18 protein-coding genes are annotated in these 16,708 nt (G+C 74.0%); 7 read left to right on the forward strand and 11 right to left on the reverse strand.

From position 1 onward, the window contains the following. Window positions 1-106: 106 nt before the first annotated feature. The gene (locus OG994_RS14170) at window positions 107-634 is read left to right on the forward strand and encodes a GNAT family N-acetyltransferase (protein ID WP_120328799.1); all 528 of its coding nucleotides are present in this window, start codon (window positions 107-109) and stop codon (window positions 632-634) included. A 12-nt stretch (window positions 635-646) separates the two neighbouring features. On the opposite strand, the gene OG994_RS14175 is transcribed toward OG994_RS14170, so the two are convergent. The 6 genes from OG994_RS14175 to OG994_RS14200 form a co-directional block, all read right to left on the reverse strand. Further along, entirely contained in the window at window positions 647-904 is a 258-nt protein-coding gene (locus OG994_RS14175) for a UBP-type zinc finger domain-containing protein (protein WP_120328800.1), read from the reverse strand. Next, the gene (locus OG994_RS14180; RefSeq protein WP_120328801.1) at window positions 901-2,478 is read right to left on the reverse strand and encodes a Na+/H+ antiporter; all 1,578 of its coding nucleotides are present in this window, start codon (window positions 2,476-2,478) and stop codon (window positions 901-903) included. Before OG994_RS14180 ends, OG994_RS14175 begins: the two co-directional genes overlap by 4 nt. 67 nt (window positions 2,479-2,545) lie before the next feature. Next, complete coding sequence (locus OG994_RS14185) at window positions 2,546-3,508, reverse strand: TIGR03885 family FMN-dependent LLM class oxidoreductase (protein WP_120328802.1); 963 nt, start codon at window positions 3,506-3,508, stop codon at window positions 2,546-2,548. Between the two features lie 56 nt (window positions 3,509-3,564). After that, a complete protein-coding gene (locus tag OG994_RS14190; protein WP_120328803.1) occupies window positions 3,565-4,980 on the reverse strand; it encodes an NADP-dependent succinic semialdehyde dehydrogenase in 1,416 nt (471 codons plus the stop codon). Window positions 4,981-4,992: 12 nt separating this feature from the next. Continuing rightward, a complete protein-coding gene (locus OG994_RS14195; RefSeq protein WP_120328804.1) occupies window positions 4,993-5,256 on the reverse strand; it encodes a DUF6343 family protein in 264 nt (87 codons plus the stop codon). A 60-nt stretch (window positions 5,257-5,316) separates the two neighbouring features. Further along, on the reverse strand, window positions 5,317-6,186 hold the full coding sequence (locus tag OG994_RS14200) for an LLM class F420-dependent oxidoreductase (RefSeq protein WP_120328900.1): 870 nt from the start codon (window positions 6,184-6,186) through the stop codon (window positions 5,317-5,319). Window positions 6,187-6,422: 236 nt separating this feature from the next. Here OG994_RS14200 and OG994_RS14205 point away from each other — a divergent pair, with 236 nt between their 5' ends. Then, on the forward strand, window positions 6,423-7,271 hold the full coding sequence (locus OG994_RS14205) for an SGNH/GDSL hydrolase family protein (RefSeq protein ID WP_328853512.1): 849 nt from the start codon (window positions 6,423-6,425) through the stop codon (window positions 7,269-7,271). A 92-nt stretch (window positions 7,272-7,363) separates the two neighbouring features. On the opposite strand, the gene OG994_RS14210 is transcribed toward OG994_RS14205, so the two are convergent. From OG994_RS14210 to OG994_RS14220, 3 genes are all read right to left on the reverse strand, one after another. Continuing rightward, entirely contained in the window at window positions 7,364-8,107 is a 744-nt protein-coding gene (locus tag OG994_RS14210) for an EcsC family protein (protein WP_328853513.1), read from the reverse strand. A gap of 45 nt (window positions 8,108-8,152) precedes the next feature. After that, a complete protein-coding gene (locus tag OG994_RS14215; protein ID WP_192902142.1) occupies window positions 8,153-8,296 on the reverse strand; it encodes a hypothetical protein in 144 nt (47 codons plus the stop codon). Between the two features lie 104 nt (window positions 8,297-8,400). Beyond that, window positions 8,401-9,297, reverse strand: coding sequence for a peptidase M23 (locus tag OG994_RS14220; protein ID WP_328853514.1), 897 nt, complete (start codon window positions 9,295-9,297; stop codon window positions 8,401-8,403). A gap of 420 nt (window positions 9,298-9,717) precedes the next feature. Between OG994_RS14220 and OG994_RS14225 the strand changes: the two genes are divergently transcribed. The 3 genes from OG994_RS14225 to OG994_RS14235 are packed head-to-tail and all read left to right on the forward strand — an operon-like array spanning window position 9,718 to window position 11,794. Beyond that, window positions 9,718-10,638, forward strand: coding sequence for a proteasome assembly chaperone family protein (locus tag OG994_RS14225; protein WP_120328808.1), 921 nt, complete (start codon window positions 9,718-9,720; stop codon window positions 10,636-10,638). 37 nt (window positions 10,639-10,675) lie between these two features. After that, window positions 10,676-11,473, forward strand: coding sequence for an exodeoxyribonuclease III (locus tag OG994_RS14230; RefSeq protein WP_120328809.1), 798 nt, complete (start codon window positions 10,676-10,678; stop codon window positions 11,471-11,473). An 18-nt stretch (window positions 11,474-11,491) separates the two neighbouring features. After that, entirely contained in the window at window positions 11,492-11,794 is a 303-nt protein-coding gene (locus OG994_RS14235; protein ID WP_120328810.1) for an antibiotic biosynthesis monooxygenase family protein, read from the forward strand. Window positions 11,795-11,830: 36 nt separating this feature from the next. On the opposite strand, the gene OG994_RS14240 is transcribed toward OG994_RS14235, so the two are convergent. Further along, window positions 11,831-12,538: a class F sortase gene (locus tag OG994_RS14240; RefSeq protein WP_120328811.1), complete on the reverse strand. Its 708-nt coding sequence runs from the start codon at window positions 12,536-12,538 to the stop codon at window positions 11,831-11,833. An 8-nt stretch (window positions 12,539-12,546) separates the two neighbouring features. Further along, on the reverse strand, window positions 12,547-13,218 hold the full coding sequence (locus OG994_RS14245; protein WP_120328812.1) for a hypothetical protein: 672 nt from the start codon (window positions 13,216-13,218) through the stop codon (window positions 12,547-12,549). A gap of 137 nt (window positions 13,219-13,355) precedes the next feature. Between OG994_RS14245 and trmB the strand changes: the two genes are divergently transcribed. Further along, window positions 13,356-14,126: a tRNA (guanosine(46)-N7)-methyltransferase TrmB gene (trmB, locus tag OG994_RS14250; RefSeq protein ID WP_407942586.1), complete on the forward strand. Its 771-nt coding sequence runs from the start codon at window positions 13,356-13,358 to the stop codon at window positions 14,124-14,126. Window positions 14,127-14,196: 70 nt separating this feature from the next. Continuing rightward, the gene (locus OG994_RS14255; protein WP_120328813.1) at window positions 14,197-16,701 is read left to right on the forward strand and encodes a DEAD/DEAH box helicase; all 2,505 of its coding nucleotides are present in this window, start codon (window positions 14,197-14,199) and stop codon (window positions 16,699-16,701) included. Window positions 16,702-16,708 lie beyond the last annotated feature (7 nt).

Here is a 16,708-nt window from a genome sequence, read left to right on the forward strand (position 1 = left end):
GCCCCGGCGCGGCCGCACGGTCGCGCCGGGGCGGGCACCACCCGCCCGACGGGAACGCCCGCTCGCGGCCCTTCATCGCCGGACGCCGGTGTAGCACGATGTCGGCGTGACCGACACCCTGACCGTCCGGCCCGGCGAGCCCGCGGACGCGCCCACGATCCTGCGCCTGCTCGACGGCGCGACCGCCTGGCTCGTCGCCCGTGGCCGCAGCGGCCAGTGGGGCACCGAGCCGGCCTCGGCCGATCCGCGCCGCATCGCCCAGGCACAGGAGTGGGCCACCGGCGGCGGGCTCTGGCTCGCGATGCTCGGTGACCAGCCGGTCGGCGCCCTGGTCGTGGGCGCCGCCACCGAGTACGTGCCGGCGGCCACCGAACCCGAGCTGTACGTCAACCTGCTGGTCACCGACCGGGCGTACGCCGGACGGGCCATCGGGGGCCGGCTGCTGGCGCACGCCGCGGAGCTGGCCCGCGAGCGGGGCCTGGGCCTGCTGCGGGTGGACTGCTACGCCGGCGCCGACGGCGCCCTGGTGCGCTGGTACGAGCGGCAGGGCTTCACCCGCACCGACACGTTCACGGTGCGGCGGCCCGGACGGGAGCCCTGGCCCGGCCAGGTCCTCGCCCGGCGGCTGCCCTGACGGCGGTACGGCTCAGCCGATCTCCTCGTCCACGTAGCACCACCGCCAGGACTCCCCCGGCTGGATCGAGCGCATCACCGGGTGCCCGCTCTCCTCGAAGTGTGCGCTCGCGTGCCGGTACGGGGACGAGTCGCAGCAGCCCACGTACCCGCAGGTGAGGCAGGCGCGCAGGTGCACCCAGTCGGCGTTGCCGATCGCCACGCAGGCCGGGCACTCGTCGGTGGCCCGCGGCTCGGCCGTGCCCGCCTCGGTCAGGTGTACGCAGCTCACCGCTCGCTCTCCCGTCGCAGCAACGATTCCTCCAGGTCCAGGTCACGATAGGCCCGCACCAGCACCTCCTCCGGGATCCGGCCGCTGTCCCGGGCCAGGCGGAACACCTCACGCTCCGCGTCGATCATCTCCTGCCGCAACCGCCCGTACGCCTGCGACGGCGTCTCCCGCTCGGTGCCGCCGAGCTGCTCCCACGCCAGGTTGGTGCGCTCCTCCACGACCCGGCGCAGCCGCTCCACCACCGGCCCCGGCGCGCTGTCCGCCAGCTCGTTCAACCGGTCCCGCGCCGCGCGGCTGGCCTGCTGCTGCACGCCGGCGGCGGAGAGGGCGTCCTGCACGGGGTCGTCCGGCGGCAGTTTGAGCCACCGGGCCACGGCCGGCAGGGTGGCGCCCTGGCCGACGAGGGTGACCACGATAACCGCGAAGGCCAGCCAGATGAACAGCGCCCGGGGATACTCCTCGCCGCCGGACACGGTGAACGGCAGGGCCAGCGCGCCGGCGAGCGTCACCACGCCCCGCATCCCCGCCCAGCCGATCACCAGCGGGTACTTCACCGGCTTCCGCTCCCCGCCGCGGCGCCGGACGCCCGGCACCAGCCGGGTCAGGTAGGTGAGGGGGAACAGCCAGGCGAAGCGGGCCAGGAACAGGGTGCCGATCACCGCGGCCGTGACACCGACGAGCCGCCCCATCGGCTCGTCGAGGTCCTGGAGCACGTCCGGGAGCTGCAACCCGACGAGCAGGAAGACCAGGCCCTCCAGCAGGAACCGCACCAGCCGCCACACGGCGCCGACCTGGAGCCGGGACGCCGCCGACATCAGCACCGGCAGCCGGTGGCCCAGCGCGAGCCCGGTGACCACCACGGCGACCACGCCCGACGCGTGGATCTCCTCGGCCACGAAGACCACCGCGAACGGGATGATCAACGAGAGCGCGTTGTCCAGCAGCGGGTCGGTGATCCGCCGGTGCACGAACCCGAAGACCACCGCCCCGAGGGCGCCGACCAGCACCCCGCCCCCGGCGGACCGGAGCACCTCGATGCTCACCTCACCCGGGCCGACCGCCGAGCCGACGGCCGCCAGCGCGGCCACCCGGAACAGCACCAGGGCGGTGGCGTCGTTGAGCAGGCTCTCCCCCTCCAGGATCGTGACCACCCGTCGGGGTAGGCCGATCCGCCGCGCCACCGCCGTCGCCGCCACGGCGTCCGGCGGGGCGAGCACCGCGCCGAGGGCGAGGCAGATGGCGTAGGGCACCGCCGGCAGCAGCGCGTGCAGGACGAACCCGACGGCCACCGCCGTGAAGATCACCAGGCCGATGGCCAGCCACAGGATCGGGCGCAGGTTGTGCCGGAACGCCGGCACCGAGGTCTCCAGGGCGGCCACGTAGAGCAGCGGCGGCAGGATCCCCACGAGCACCAGGTCCGGGTCGAGCCGGACGTGCGGGAAGCCGGGTACGAAGGAGAGCACGAGCCCCGCCACCACCAGCACGATCGGTGCCAGCAGCCCGAGCTTGCGGGCCAGCGCCGCACCGACCGTCGCGATCGCCAGGAACACGACGACCTCGAAGAGTCCGTCCATGGATCACGAGCCTAGGCAACGCCACCCGGCCGGTCCGCCACCGGCCGGTCGGTCGTCGGTCACACCGTCACCGGGCGCCCAGCTTCGGCAGCACCTCGGCGCCGAACGCGTCGAGGAACGCCCGCTGCTCCTGCCCGACGTGGTGCAGCGCGATCTGGTCGAAGCCCAGCGCCACGTACTCCTCCAGCCAGCCGACGTGCCGGCCCAGGTCCGCCGAGACGTTGACCACACGGGCCACCCGCTCCATGGGCACGTCGGCCGACACCACGTCGAAGTGCTCGGCGGTCTCCAGGTCCCAGCAGACCGGCGGCGCGAAGACGTTGCTGCGCCACTGGTCGTACGCGACGGCCTCCGCCTCGGCCTGGTCCGGCGCCCAGCTGAGGTGCACCTGAAGGTGCAGCGGCCCGCGGCCACCGGCGTCGCGGTAGGCGTCGATCATCCGGCGCAGGTGCTCCACCGGCGCGTTCACCGTGATGAGCCCGTCCGCCCACCCCGCGCACCAGCGGGCCGTGGGCACGCTCACGGCCGCGCCGAGCAGCGCCGGGGGCCGCTCGGGCCGGGTCCACAGCCGTGCCCGGTCCACCCGGACCAGGCCGTCGTGGCTGACCTCCTCCCCCGCCAGCAGCGCCCGGATCACGTCGACGCACTCGCGCAGCCGGGCGGCGCGGACCGACTTGCGGGGCCAGCCGTCGCCGGTGACGTGCTCGTTGCTGGCCTCCCCCGTGCCCAGGGCCGCCCAGAACCGGCCCGGGTACATCGCCGCGAGCGTGCCGATCGCCTGGGCCACGACCGCCGGGTGGTACCGCTGGCCGGGGGCGTTCACCACGCCGAACGGCAGCCCGGTGGCCTGGAGCGCGGCCCCGAGCCAGGACCACGCGAACCCCGAGTGGCCCTGCCGGGCGCTCCACGGCGAGAAGTGGTCCGAACACATGGCGGCGTCGAAGCCGACCCGCTCGGCGTGGACCACCGCGTCCAACAGGGCGCGGGGGTGGATCTGCTCGTGGGACGCGTGGAAGCCGAACACCGTCATGGGTGCGTTCCCTACCCAGGACGGTGTCCGGCTAAAGCTGGGCGCGTCGCGCGGGACTACTCGGCGTGCGCGCCCGCCGGTCCGACGGAGCCGGCGCCCTCGCCCACCCAGACCGTCTTGGTGTTGCAGAACTCCCGCATGCCCAGCGCGGACAGCTCCCGGCCGTACCCGGAGTTCTTCACCCCGCCGAAGGGCAGTTCGGGGAACGAGGTGGTCATCCCGTTGATGAACACGTTGCCGGCGTCCAGGTCGGTCGCGAAGCGCGCCTGCTCGTCCTCGTCCCGGGTCCAGGCGTTCGACCCGAGCCCGAAGGTGGTGCCGTTGGCCACCTCGATCGCCTCGTCGTACGACGACACCCGGAACAGGCCGGCGACCGGACCGAACACCTCCTCGTGCCACATCCGCATCTCCGGGGTGAGGCCGGTGACCACGGTCGGCGGGTACCACCAGCCGTCACCGGCGGGCGGCTCGCCGCCGACCAGCACCGTGGCGCCCTTCTCGACCGCGTCCCGGACCTGGGCGTGCACCTCGTCGCGACCGCGCTCGCTCGCGAGGGGCCCCACGTCGGTCTGCTCGTCCATCGGGTCGCCGACCCGCAGCGCCGCCATGTTGGCCGCGAACTTCTCGGCGAAGGCGTCGAAGACGTCGGCGTGCACGATGAACCGCTTCGCCGCGATACAGGACTGGCCGTTGTTCTGGCAGCGCGCCGTCGTGGCCACCTCGGCGGCCTTGTCGAGGTCGGCCGACGGCATCACCACGAACGGGTCGCTGCCGCCCAGTTCCAGCACGGTCTTCTTCAGCTCCCGGCCGGCGATCTGCGCGATCGAGCGGCCGGCGCCCTCGCTGCCGGTCAGCGTGGCGGCGCGGACACGCGGATCGCTGAGGATCTGGTCGACGGCCTCCGACCCCACGAGCAGCGTGGTGAACGCCCCCTCCGGGAAGCCGGCGCGACGGAACAGGTCCTCCAGCAGCAGCGCCGTCTGCGGCACGTTCGAGGCGTGCTTGAGCAGCCCGGTGTTGCCGGCCATCAACGCCGGCGCGGCGAACCGCATCACCTGCCACAGCGGGAAGTTCCACGGCATCACGGCGAGCACCGGGCCGATCGGCTGGTAGCGGACGAACGCGCGGGCCGCGCTCACCGCGGCGGCGTCGGCCGGCTCGTCGGCGAGGAACTCGGCCGCGTGGGCGGCGTAGAAGCGCGCCGCCGTGGCGCACTTGGTCACCTCGGCCTTCGCCGAGGCGTACGTCTTGCCCATCTCGGTCGTCATGATCCGGGCGATCTCGTCCCGCTCGGCGTCCAGCAGGTCCGCCGCCGCGTTCATCCAGCCGGCCCGCTGGTCGAGCGTGGTGCGGCCCAGCTGCCGGTACGCCAGGTCGGCCCGCTCGATGGCGGCGTCGATCTGTTCGGCGGACATGGGGTCGTACGTCTTGAGCACCTGTCCGGTGGCGGGGTTGGTCGTGGCGATGGGCATCTCGTCCTCCTGTCACTCGAACAGCGAGTGCCGTGCGCCCGGCTCCTCGCGACGGCGGGCGGCGCGGCGGCGCTGGATGATGACCAGGTCGACGACGGCGACCACCGCGAAGAACGCGCAGACCGCGCCCAGCCACGCCAGGTCCGCCAGGAACGCCAGCACCGCGAAGATCGCCATGATCACAAGGCCGAAGCCGGCGAGCGCGAGCCGGAGGTTCAGCGCGCTGTAGGCGTGCCCGACCGTGCCGCGGGCACGCCGGGGCTGCGATCTCGTCATTCCCCCGACCTACCCCGCGACGGCCGGGCCTAACCGGTGTGGTCGACCCGTGGGGCCGGCTCAGCCGATCTCGGCGAGCCGCGGCACGATCCGCTCGCCGACCTGCTCGGCGAACTCGGCGGGGTGCCGGTCCGGGGTCACCTGGATCTCGGTAACGCCGAGCGCGGCGTACTCCCGGACCGCGGTGAGGAACGCCTCCGGCTCGTCCAGGGGCGGCACCCGCATGACCAGGGTCTTCTCGATGCTGTCGTAGTCGCGTCCCTCGGCCGCGCAGTGCGCGCGGAGCACGTCGAGCTTGTGGCGGACCTCGTCGGCGCCGGTGTCGAAGAGGTTGCACGAGTCGGCGTACCGGGCGACCAGCAGGAGGGTCTTCTTCTCCCCGCCGCCGCCGATCATGACGGGCGGGTGGGGCCGCCGGAGCGGAGCGGGCACGCAGAGGGTCTCGGCCAACCGGTAGTGCCGCCCCTCGTAGGGGCCGTTGTTCCCGCTCCACATCTGCAGGCAGATCTGGATGGTCTCCTCCAGCCGCTCGAACCGCTCACCCACCGGCACCACGGGCACCCCGAGACCCCGCTGCTCCCGCTCGTACCACGAGGCGCCGATGCCCAGGCGGGCACGGCCGCCGGACAGCACGTCCAGGGTCGTGACGATCTTCGCGAGCAGGCCCGGGTACCGGTACATCACGCCGGTGACCAGCACGCCGAGCGTCATCCGCTCCGTGTGGGCGGCCACGAAGCCGAGCGTCGTGTACGCCTCCAGCATCGGCTCGTCGGCGGGCGCCGTCGCCTCCATCTGGAAGTAGTGGTCCATGACGGTGAACGAGGCGAACCCGGCGTCCTCGGCGATCCGCGCGGTGCGCGCGAGGGTCGGGGCGATCATCTCCGGTTCGGACGGGATTGTGAAGGTCCAGTAGTGCAGGCCGATCCTCACCGTCACCCTCCCTCGCCCCCGGCCGGCGTCCGCGGCACACCCCACAATTCCATCCGGGTACGCGGGGTGTCGAGCCTCGGCGCGGCGTCACCCGGACGGCCGACCGCGGTGGCTAGCACATCGGCGGCCACCCTGGACACCGATGTGCCGCATAGCCGACAGCAGCCACCCACCGCTACCTCGTCAGCGCGTACAGTGACCGCGCTGCCGCCAGGAGTCGCCGGACGGGGAAGGGCATGCCTCGACGCTGGGTCACCGCGGTCGCCTGCCTCGCGGCGCTCGTGGCGCTGGCCTGCGAGGGCGCCGGCGACGGTCCGTCCCGCCCGCCGCGCACCACGCCACCCGCCGGCTCCGGAGGCATCGCCGCCCTCGGCGACTCGGTCAGCACGGGGTTCGGCTCCTGCCTGGTGCTCACCTCGTGCGAGCGCAACTCCTGGTCGACCGGGGACGGGCTGCGGGTGCGCAGCCTCTACCGGCGGCTGCTCGACCGCGACCCGGGCATCCGCGGGAAGGCATACAACCACGCGCGGCCGGGTGCCCGGGCGGCGGCGCTGCAGGGCCAGGCCCGCGCGGCGGTACGCGACCGCGTCGACCACGTGACCGTGCTGGTCGGCGCGAACGACGCCTGCCGGGGCCGGGTCGAGGAGATGACGCCGGTGGCGCAGTTCCGGGCGGACGTGGACCGGGGGCTGCGGGTCCTGCGCACCGGCCGCCCCCGGGCGCGGGTGCTGGTGGTGAGCATCCCCGACCTGTACCGCCTCTGGGAGGTCGGGCACACCGATTCGCGGGCGGTCCGCGCCTGGCGGCGGGGTGTCTGCCCGGCACTGCTGGCCGACCCGACCTCGATGGCGCCCGCCGACCGGGCCCGCCGGCTCGCCGTGCGCGAGCGCATCGACGCCTACAACGCGCAGTTGCGGGCGGCGTGCCGGGCGTACGGGTCGCGCTGCCGGTACGACGGCGGGGCCGTGCACCGGGTGCGCTTCACCCTCGACCTGGTCAACCGGCTGGACTGGTTCCACCCGAACGCGGCCGGTCAGGACCGGCTCGCCGAGGTGGCCTGGCGGGCCTCGGGCCTCGCCGACTGACGTTCCGGCCGTCGGCGCGACCGGCGGTCCGGCGCAACCGGGCGACCGGCGCGACCGGCGGCCCGGCGCGACCCGCCGGCCGGGCGCGAGGGCTAGCGGCGCGGGTCGGGGACGGCCCGCCCCCGGTAGAGCGCCCGGGAACGCTCGGCGAGGTCCGTGGTGGCCGAGGAGTTGGCCCAGGTGCCGAGGATGATCGCCGCCCCGGGTACGACCTTCGCGAAGACCCGCTTGGCCGCCCGCACACCGGCCATCTGGGCCAGCCGGACGCCCAGGCGCAGCATCGCCCGCCCCAGGTGGCCCTGCCCGCCCATGCCGAACAGCGCGCCCGCGCGTTCCCGCCCGGCGGCCACCCCGAGGGCCAGCCGGGCGCTCTCGGCCACCTTGTGCACCCGTTGGAGGACCAGCAGGTCGGTGGCGCGGTCGCTGTGCAGCGGGTCGACGCCGTACGCGGCGGCGATGTGCAGCACCATCCGGGCCTGGGTCCAGGCGAGCACGCCCACGTCGATCACCGCGCCGGGCAGGCCCGCCGCGCCGGAGACGGCGCCCGACAGCCGCGCCCGGTTGACGAACCTGCGGGCGGCCTGCTCGGCCAGGTCCTCGGCGGACGCGTCCGGCTGCTCCGCCCGGGCGCGCCGCGCCCACTGGGCCGCCTCCGGGCCGAGCCGGCGCACCGCCTCCAGGGCGAGGTGCTCCGGCGCGTACTGCGGGTCGGCCCGCATCCGGTCCCAAAGGGTGACCGGTGGCGCCTCGGGGGCCTCCTGGGCGGCGGTCCCGGCCGCCGCGGGCTGCGGCGTGGGAGCGGGCGGCTGGCCGTCGGCGGGCACGGGATCGGTCACAGGTACTCCCGAGGGGTGAGCGGGCGGGTACGACGCGCGGTGGGGTCAGCGACGGTTCGACAACTTCGCCGCCAGCCCGCGCAGCCTCCGCTGGGTCTCGGGCTTGGCCAGTTCGCGGCGGCCGCGCGCGACGAGCTGCTGACCTCGGGGTGAGCGCAGGAAGGTGCTGATCCGCTGGAGCAGAGACATCTCGGTCCTCCTGTGTCCGGTGAGCCCTCACTCATGTGTACCCGGAACCGACAACCGATGCGCCCGGGACGCCCCGACCGCTTCCGTCCACTGTGGTCCGAAGACTACCGCTCCGGGGGCACGATGGCGTCGACGACCCGGGTCGCCCGCCACTCGTGCTTCGCGTAGTGCTCGGGGTACGCCGACACCTGCACCGCCTGCGCCGCGTCGGTGAGCCGCATCTGCTGCCAGCCCGGCACCTGCTCCAGGGCGCTGAGGAACCGCCGGGTGGCGAACTCCGGGTCCATCAGCCGGTCGACGGGCCCCCAGCCGCTGCTCGGCCGCTGCTGGAAGAGCCCGACGGAGTCGTGGTCCCACCCGATGGCCTGGTGCGGGTACTTCTGGGACTCCGGCAGCACGCCACTGGCGTAGTTGTAGAGGTTGCTCTCCTGCATGGCGGTGGCCACCGCGATCACCAGGGCCCGGCGGGGGACGCCCATCTCCCGGCCGGTCCGCACGATGGCCTCGGCGTTCTCCATCTGCGCCTCGGTCAGCCCCGCCACCGGCGCCGGCTCCTCCGGCGCGTCCCGATCGGTGTCCGGGTCGGTCGAGGCGGGCGCGGCCTTCGCGGGGCGGGACGGGGCCGACGTCGCGGCGGGCGTCCGGTCCTGCCCACGGGAGGCGGTCTCCTGCTGGGCGCGCTGCGCCAGGTCGGACCGTGCCGCCACGGCGGCCGTGTCGTCGCCGGTCTGCGCGTACGCGGCGAGGCCGAGGCAGCACACCACGCCGGCGGCGAGCGCGACCCCGGCCCGGCCCGGGGCGGTGGCGAGCACGGTCCGGGCCCGGGCGGGGGCGGTGGCGAGCACGGTCCGCGCCCGGGCGGGCGCGGCGGCGAGGCGCCGGCGGTAGGCACGGGCGGCCGCGAGGCCCGACCTCATCCGTTCGGGTGAGGATGTGTCATCCGTACGGACATCGGGGTCGAGGGGAGCGTTCGAGTCGTCGAGGGTGCGGTCGTCACGCATCAGCCGAGGCTAGGCATGCGGATCCCATGATTACCGTGGGTGATCTCGTGGCCCTGACCACAGAATCCGGGCCGTCGGGGGGACAGGGCGGGAGGTCCGGCGCCGCGCTCGGACGGACCTCGCGACCGGGACGCAACGGTCACCGGGCGCGGGCCGGTCGCGCGTCACCCGGAACGGGACACCTCGCCGGGCGGCGGTCCACGATCACTAAACTCGGTCGTCCGGCCCAGGCAGCGTCCACCGATCGGGGGGCAGCCCCTCGCCGCCCGGCGGAATGCGGCAATTCGCCCCATCCAGATCACTCATTGAGAACGAACCGCCCGGCGAAGGAATGCACCAGGATGGCGGGTACGTTGCCGGAACCGGGCGCCGCGCCACGCGGCGGCGCTTCGCAGGCACATCCCAGGGAGGTCCGCACCGGTGCTCGACCCACACGAGCTCTACGAGCTCACCGACGATCTGCCCGACCTCGGACAGCCGGTCCTGATCCAGGCCCTCACGGGCTTCGTCGACGCCGGGAGCGCCAGCCGGCTGGCCCGCGAGCAGCTGTTCAGCTCGCTGGAGTCCCGCCCGATCGCGACCTTCGACCTCGACCAGCTCTTCGACTACCGCTCCCGGCGGCCGGTGATGACCTTCGTCGAGGACCACTGGGAGTCGTACGACACCCCGAAGCTCGAGCTGCACCTGCTGCGCGACGACGACGACACCCCGTTCCTGCTGCTCACCGGACCCGAGCCGGACCTGCAGTGGGAGCGCTTCGTGGCCGCGGTGGCGGGACTCTCCGCGCGGCTGGACGTCCGGCTCACCGTCGGGCTCAACTCGATCCCGATGGCCGTGCCGCACACCCGGCCCACCGGGGTGACCGCCCACGCGACGCGCCGCGAGCTGATCGCCGGGCACGAGCCGTGGTTGCAGCGGGTGCAGGTGCCGGGGAGCGTCGGCCACCTCCTCGAGTACCGCCTCGGCGAGATGGGCCGCGACGCCGTCGGCTTCGCCGCCCACGTGCCGCACTACGTGGCCCAGACCGAGTACCCGGCCGCCGCGGAGGTGCTGCTCGCCTCGGTGTCCCGCAGCACCGGCCTGCTGCTGCCCAGCGACGGGCTGCGCTCGGCCGCCGAGGTGGTCCGCGTCGAGATCGACCGCCAGGTCGCCCAGAGCGAGGACGCCGCGGCGCTCGTGCAGGCACTCGAGGAGCAGTACGACGCGTTCGCCCGGGGCCGGGGCGGAAAGAACCTGCTCGCCCCCGAGTCGGGGTCGCTGCCGACCGCCGAGGAACTCGCCGCCGAGCTGGAGCGGTTCCTGGCCGAGCAGAGCCGCCCGAACGACACCCCGGGCAGCTGACGCGGCGCACCGGCCGCGGATGCGGCAGGCTGGAGGCATGCGCCTGGCGACCTGGAACGTGAACTCGGTGAAGGCCCGCCTCCCCCGGCTGCTCGACTGGCTCGCCGGCACGAAGCCGGACGTGGTCTGCCTCCAGGAGACGAAGTGCCCGGACGGGGCCTTCCCCGTGGCGGAGGTCGGCGAGCTGGGCTACACCGTGGCCAGCCACAGCGACGGCCGGTGGAACGGGGTGGCGCTGCTGTCGCGCGTCGGCCTGGCGGACGTGACGGTCGGCTTCCCCGGCGAGCCGGGCTTCCCGCAGCCGGAGGCACGCGCCATCTCCGCCACCTGCGACGGACTGCGGGTCTGGTCGGTGTACGTGCCGAACGGCCGCACGCCCGACGACCCGCACTACACGTACAAGCTGGCCTGGCTCGCCGCGCTGCGCGACGCGCTGGACCAGGAGCTCACCGGCGGGTTGCCGCTGGCGGTCTGCGGCGACTTCAACGTGGCCCCGACCGACGCCGACGTCTGGGATCCGGCGGTGTTCACCCACTCCACGCACGTCACGCCGGCCGAACGCGCCGCCCTGGCCGCGCTGCGCGACCTGGGGCTCTCCGACATCGTGCCGACGCCCATGAAGGGGCCCCACCCGTTCACGTACTGGGACTACCGGGCCGGGATGTTCCACCAGAACAAGGGCATGCGCATCGACCTCGTGTACGCCTCGGCGCCGTTCGCCCGGGCGGTCCGCTCCGCGTACGTCGACCGGGAGGCCCGCAAGGGCAAGGGGCCCTCCGACCACGCGCCGATCGTCGTCGACGCCGACCTGGTGCCGGCCGTCGAGACGTTCTGACCTGGTTAGGGTGGGGGCATGGCAGTCGTGAAGATCAACGCTATCGACGTCCCTCCCGGCGCGGGCGAGGAGCTGGAGAAGCGCTTCGCGGCGCGGGCCGGCGCCGTGGAGAACTCCCCCGGCTTCCTCGGGTTCGAGCTGCTCCGACCGGTCGGCGGGGAGACCCGCTACTTCGTCTACACGAAGTGGGAGTCGGAGGAGGCGTACCAGGCCTGGGCCGCCGGCCCGTCCCGGGCGGCGCACGGCGGGCAGCAGCAGCAGCGCCCGGTCGCGACCGGCGCCACCCTGCTCGAGTTCGAGGTGGTCCAGCAGGTCCCGTGACACCGGCTTCCGGGTTCCGCGCGGCCCGCGGGCCGGTCAGGTGGCCCGGGTGTCCGCCAGGGAGGCGAACGCGATGACGTTGTCGGCGTAGCCCGTGCGGCCGCCGACGAAGTCCCCGCCGCAGGTGATGAGCACCAGCTGAGGTGGCCCGTCGCGGCCGTACACCCGGTCGGCCGGCAGCCGGTCCTTCGGGAACCGCTCCACCGAGTCGATCCGGAACGTCAGCACCGACCGGTCGGCCCGGGTCACCTCGACGGTGTCGCCCGCCTTCAGCTTGCCCAGGTCGTAGAAAACTGACGGGCCCTCCCGGGTGTCGACGTGCCCGACGATCACCGCGGGGCCCGGCTCGCCCGGCGTCGGCCCCCGGTCGTACCAGCCGGTCTCGTTGTGCCGCTCCAGCGGAGGTACGGCGATCGAGCCGTCGCGGGCCTGCCCGACCGGCGCCACCGGCGCCGACACCTCGATCGCCGGCACCACGAGGCGTACCGGCCGGCTGGCCCGCAGGGCGTCGCCCTCCTCCCGCGACGACCGGTCCCCGCTGCTCGACGCCCACTCCAGCGGGACCGTGCGACCCAGGCCCGCTCCCGTGGCGAAGACCCCGGCCAGCACGAACACGATCGCCAACGGCACCGTCCACGGGCTGCGCCCGCGTGGCCGGCCGGCGGAGGACGGCCGGCGGGCGGGCAGGCGGCCGACGGGCGGCCGACCCTCGACGGGCGGTCGGGCGGGGCGCTGGGTGACCATGGCGGACCTCAGCGGCGGACGCGGACGGTACGGGGGCGGCGCAACGCCGCCACGGCGAGGATCGCGCCGACGATGGTCAGCGCCACGCCGCCGGGGAGCAGCAGGCCACCGGGAAGGCCACCGGCCGTGCCGCCGAACCCGGTGGCCGGGCCACGGCTGGGCGGCGGCGTCCCCTTCACCACCTGCAGCATCGTCGACGCGGTCGCGCCGTCCCGGCACTCGAGCTTGACCCGGTAGTTGCCCGGACGGACGCGCTCCCGCACCATCGGCGCGGCGGTGAGCAGCCCCCGCTGCGGCTGCACCTGCACCCGGCCGAACGCGTCGGACGCGACGATCGCGGGCACCGAGTTGTCGTGGCAGCTGGCCTTGATGCCGACGAGGAATCCCGGCTGGACGGTGCTGGGGCTGACCTCCACGAACACGTCCACGATCGGGCTGGGCTGGGGCGCGGCGACCGGGTCGGCCTCCACCTCGGCGTCCGCGCCGCCGTCCTCCGGCCAGCGCGGCGCGGGCGCGGTGTGCTCCGGGGGGCCCGGCGTCGGCGCGGCCTGCGCCAGCGCGGCGGGCGACGCGTCGACGTACGCGGGGGCCGCACCCTCCCGGGGCGCCTCCTGGTTGGCGGCGACGGCCATCACGAGGCCGGCGATCACGGCCGACAGGGCGAACTCACCGCGGGTCATGCCGATGCCCCCTCCCGACGCCGTTCACCCGTGCCGGGCAGCGGAGAAGCCCGGTCTGCCGTACGAGATGGATCCTCTCATCCCTGGTCGTACATCACATCCGATCCGGCGGGACGGTCGCGTACGCTCGGGTCGCTGTGACCTCCACCGACCACGACCCCACCGCCGCCGTGCCGCGCCCGCCGCTGCGGACGATCCGTACCTTCCATCCCCGCCGGGGCCGGATGACGGGTCGGCAGGCGGACGCGCTGGACCGGCTCTTCACGGCGTACGGCCTTCCGGTGCCGGACGGACCCGGCGCCCCGATCGACCCGGCCGAGCTGTTCGGGCGCGCGGCCCCGGTGGTGCTGGAGATCGGTTCGGGTATGGGCGAGACCACCGCGGCGATGGCCGGCGCCGATCCCGATCGAGATTATCTGGCGGTAGAGGTGCACACGCCCGGAATCGCCAACCTCCTCGACCTCGTGGAGCGGCACGGCCTGCGCAACGTCCGGGTGGCCCGCGGCGACGCCCTGGAGCTGGTGCGCCGGCTGCCGGCCGGGTCGCTCGACGCCGTGCACGTCTTCTTCCCGGACCCGTGGCCCAAGGCCCGGCACCACAAGCGGCGGCTCATCCAGCCGGCGCACGTGGCGCTGCTGCGCAGCCGGTTGGCGCCGGGCGGGACGATCCACTGCGCCACCGACTGGGCCGAGTACGCCGAGGCGATGCGGGAGACGCTCGACGCCGACCCCGAGCTCGTGAACACCCACGACGGCTTCGCCCCACGCCCGGCCCACCGCCCCGTCACGAAGTTCGAGCGGCGGGCGCTGCTCGCCGGCCGCCCGGTGGCCGACCTGATCTACCGCCGCACACCCGCCGGTCAGCCGGCGGGGCCCGCGTCTCCGGCGGGGCCGCCCTCCACCGCCTGAGGGCCCCTGCCGACACCCGCCACCACCCGGTTGGCGCGGGCGGCCATGATCCAGGCACCATTGACGGGCTATGACGCTCACCGCCGCGCTACCCGCCACCGCCGACCCCGACACCCTCTTCGACACGTTCGCCGGCTGGGCCAAGGAACGCGGCCTCGACCTCTACCCCCACCAGGAGGAGGCGGTCATCGAGATCGTCTCCGGCGCCAACGTCATCATGAACACGCCGACCGGCTCGGGGAAGAGCCTGGTCGCCGCCGCGGCGCACTTCGCGGCCCTCGCCGACGACCGCACCACCTTCTACACGGCCCCGATCAAGGCCCTCGTGTCGGAGAAGTTCTTCGCCCTGTGCGAGATCTTCGGCGCCGAGAACGTCGGCATGCTCACCGGCGACGCCAGCGTCAACGCCGACGCGCCGGTCATCTGCTGCACCGCCGAGATCCTCGCCAACCTGGCCCTGCGGGAGGGCGCCCGCGCCGACGTCGGCCAGGTCGTCATGGACGAGTTCCACTTCTACGCCGAGCCGGACCGCGGCTGGGCCTGGCAGGTGCCGCTCATCGAGCTGCCGCAGGCACAGTTCATCCTCATGTCCGCGACGCTCGGCGACACCACCCGCTTCGTCGACGACCTCACGCGGCGCACCGGGCGGCCGACCGCCGTCGTCCGCTCGGCCGAACGGCCCGTCCCGCTCCTCTTCTCGTACGCCATGACGCCGCTGCACGAGACCCTGGAGGAGCTGCTGGAGACGAAGCAGGCCCCGGTCTACGTCGTGCACTTCACCCAGGCCGCCGCCCTGGAGCGCGCCCAGGCCCTGATGAGCGTCAACGTCTGCACCCGGGCCGAGAAGGACATGATCGCGCAGGCGATCGGGAACTTCCGCTTCACCTCCGGCTTCGGCAGGACGCTGTCCCGGCTGGTCCGGCACGGCATCGGCGTGCACCACGCCGGCATGCTGCCCAAGTACCGCCGCCTCGTGGAGACCCTCGCCCAGGCCGGGCTGCTCAAGGTCATCTGCGGCACCGACACGCTGGGCGTCGGCATCAACGTGCCGATCCGCACCGTGCTGTTCACCGGCCTGTCGAAGTTCGACGGCACCCGTACCCGGCTGCTCAAGGCCCGCGAGTTCCACCAGATCGCCGGCCGCGCCGGCCGGGCCGGCTTCGACACCATCGGCCGGGTGGTGGTGCAGGCGCCGGAGCACGTCATCGAGAACGAGAAGGCCCTCGCCAAGGCCGGTGACGACCCGAAGAAGCGGCGCAAGGTGGTCAGGAAGAAGCCGCCCGAGGGGTCGATCGGCTGGGGGAAGCCCACCTTCGAACGGCTCGTCGAGGCCGAGCCGGAACCGCTCACCTCCAGCTTCCAGGTCAGCCACTCGATGCTGCTCAACGTCATCGGCCGGCCCGGTGACGCGTTCGCCGCCATGCGGCACCTGCTCACCGACAACCACGAGGACCGGGCCGCCCAGCGCCGGCACATCCGCCGGGCCATCGCGATCTACCGGGCGCTGAAGGCCGGCGGCGTCGTCGAGGAGCTGCCCGAGCCGGACGAGACCGGGCGGCGGGTACGGCTCACCGTCGACCTCCAGCTCGACTTCGCGCTCAACCAGCCGCTCTCCCCGCTCGCGCTGGCCGCCATCGAACTGCTCGACCGGGAGTCCCCGTCGTACGCCCTCGACGTGCTCTCGGTCATCGAGTCGATCCTCGACGACCCGCGGCAGGTGCTCTCGGCGCAGCAGTTCAAGGCGCGCGGCGAGGCGGTCGCCGCCATGAAGGCCGAGGGCATCGAGTACGAGGCACGCCTCGAACTGCTCGACGAGGTGACCTGGCCCAAGCCGCTCGCCGAGCTGCTCGAGTCGGCGTACGAGATGTACCGGCAGGGGCACCCGTGGGTGGCCGACCACCAGCTCTCCCCCAAGTCCGTCGTCCGGGACATGTACGAGCGGGCCATGACCTTCCCCGAGTACGTGCAGTTCTACGGGCTGTCCCGCTCCGAGGGGCTGGTGCTGCGCTACCTCGCCGACGCGTACAAGACGCTGCGGCAGACCGTCCCCGAGGACGCCAAGACCGAGGAACTCATCGACCTCATCGAGTGGCTCGGCGAACTCGTGCGGCAGGTGGACTCCAGCCTCATCGACGAGTGGGAGCGGCTGCGCAACCCGTCCGACGTCGAGGAGGTCGCCGCCTCGCTCGACGACCGGCCCGCCGCGGTGACGCGGAACACCCGCGCGTTCCGGGTGCTGGTGCGCAACGCGCTGTTCCGGCGGGTCGAGCTAGCCGCCCTGCGCCGGTGGGATCTCCTCGGGGAACTCGACGCCGGCGACGGGTGGGACGCCGACGCCTGGGCGGACGCGCTGGAGCCGTACTTCGAGACGTACGACTCGATCGGCACCGGCCCGGACGCGCGCGGCCCGGCGCTGCTCATGATCGAGCAGGGCCGCTCGACCTGGACGGTGCGGCAGATCCTCGACGACCCCGAGGGCGACCACGACTGGGGCATCAGCGCCGAGGTCGACCTCGCCGCGTCGGACGAGGCCGGCGAGGCGGTCGTCCGGATCACGTCCGTCGGGCAGCTCTAGGCACCGG

Origin of the sequence: Micromonospora globbae, from assembly GCF_036184225.1 — a bacterium.
Taxonomy (GTDB): Bacteria; Actinomycetota; Actinomycetes; order Mycobacteriales; family Micromonosporaceae; genus Micromonospora; species Micromonospora globbae.

Excerpts from the sequence above, each read along its gene's own strand:
- OG994_RS14180 (WP_120328801.1), bottom strand. The coding sequence starts at position 2,478 with ATGGACGGACTCTTCGAGGTCGTCGTGTTCCTGGCGATCGCGACGGTC.
- OG994_RS14185 (WP_120328802.1), bottom strand. The coding sequence starts at position 3,508 with ATGACGGTGTTCGGCTTCCACGCGTCCCACGAGCAGATCCACCCCCGC.
- OG994_RS14190 (WP_120328803.1), bottom strand. The coding sequence starts at position 4,980 with ATGCCCATCGCCACGACCAACCCCGCCACCGGACAGGTGCTCAAGACG.
- OG994_RS14195 (WP_120328804.1), bottom strand. The coding sequence starts at position 5,256 with ATGACGAGATCGCAGCCCCGGCGTGCCCGCGGCACGGTCGGGCACGCC.
- OG994_RS14205 (WP_328853512.1), top strand. The coding sequence starts at position 6,423 with ATGCCTCGACGCTGGGTCACCGCGGTCGCCTGCCTCGCGGCGCTCGTG.
- OG994_RS14215 (WP_192902142.1), bottom strand. The coding sequence starts at position 8,296 with ATGTCTCTGCTCCAGCGGATCAGCACCTTCCTGCGCTCACCCCGAGGT.
- OG994_RS14220 (WP_328853514.1), bottom strand. The coding sequence starts at position 9,297 with ATGCGTGACGACCGCACCCTCGACGACTCGAACGCTCCCCTCGACCCC.
- OG994_RS14230 (WP_120328809.1), top strand. The coding sequence starts at position 10,676 with ATGCGCCTGGCGACCTGGAACGTGAACTCGGTGAAGGCCCGCCTCCCC.
- OG994_RS14235 (WP_120328810.1), top strand. The coding sequence starts at position 11,492 with ATGGCAGTCGTGAAGATCAACGCTATCGACGTCCCTCCCGGCGCGGGC.
- OG994_RS14240 (WP_120328811.1), bottom strand. The coding sequence starts at position 12,538 with ATGGTCACCCAGCGCCCCGCCCGACCGCCCGTCGAGGGTCGGCCGCCC.
- OG994_RS14245 (WP_120328812.1), bottom strand. The coding sequence starts at position 13,218 with ATGACCCGCGGTGAGTTCGCCCTGTCGGCCGTGATCGCCGGCCTCGTG.
- OG994_RS14255 (WP_120328813.1), top strand. The coding sequence starts at position 14,197 with ATGACGCTCACCGCCGCGCTACCCGCCACCGCCGACCCCGACACCCTC.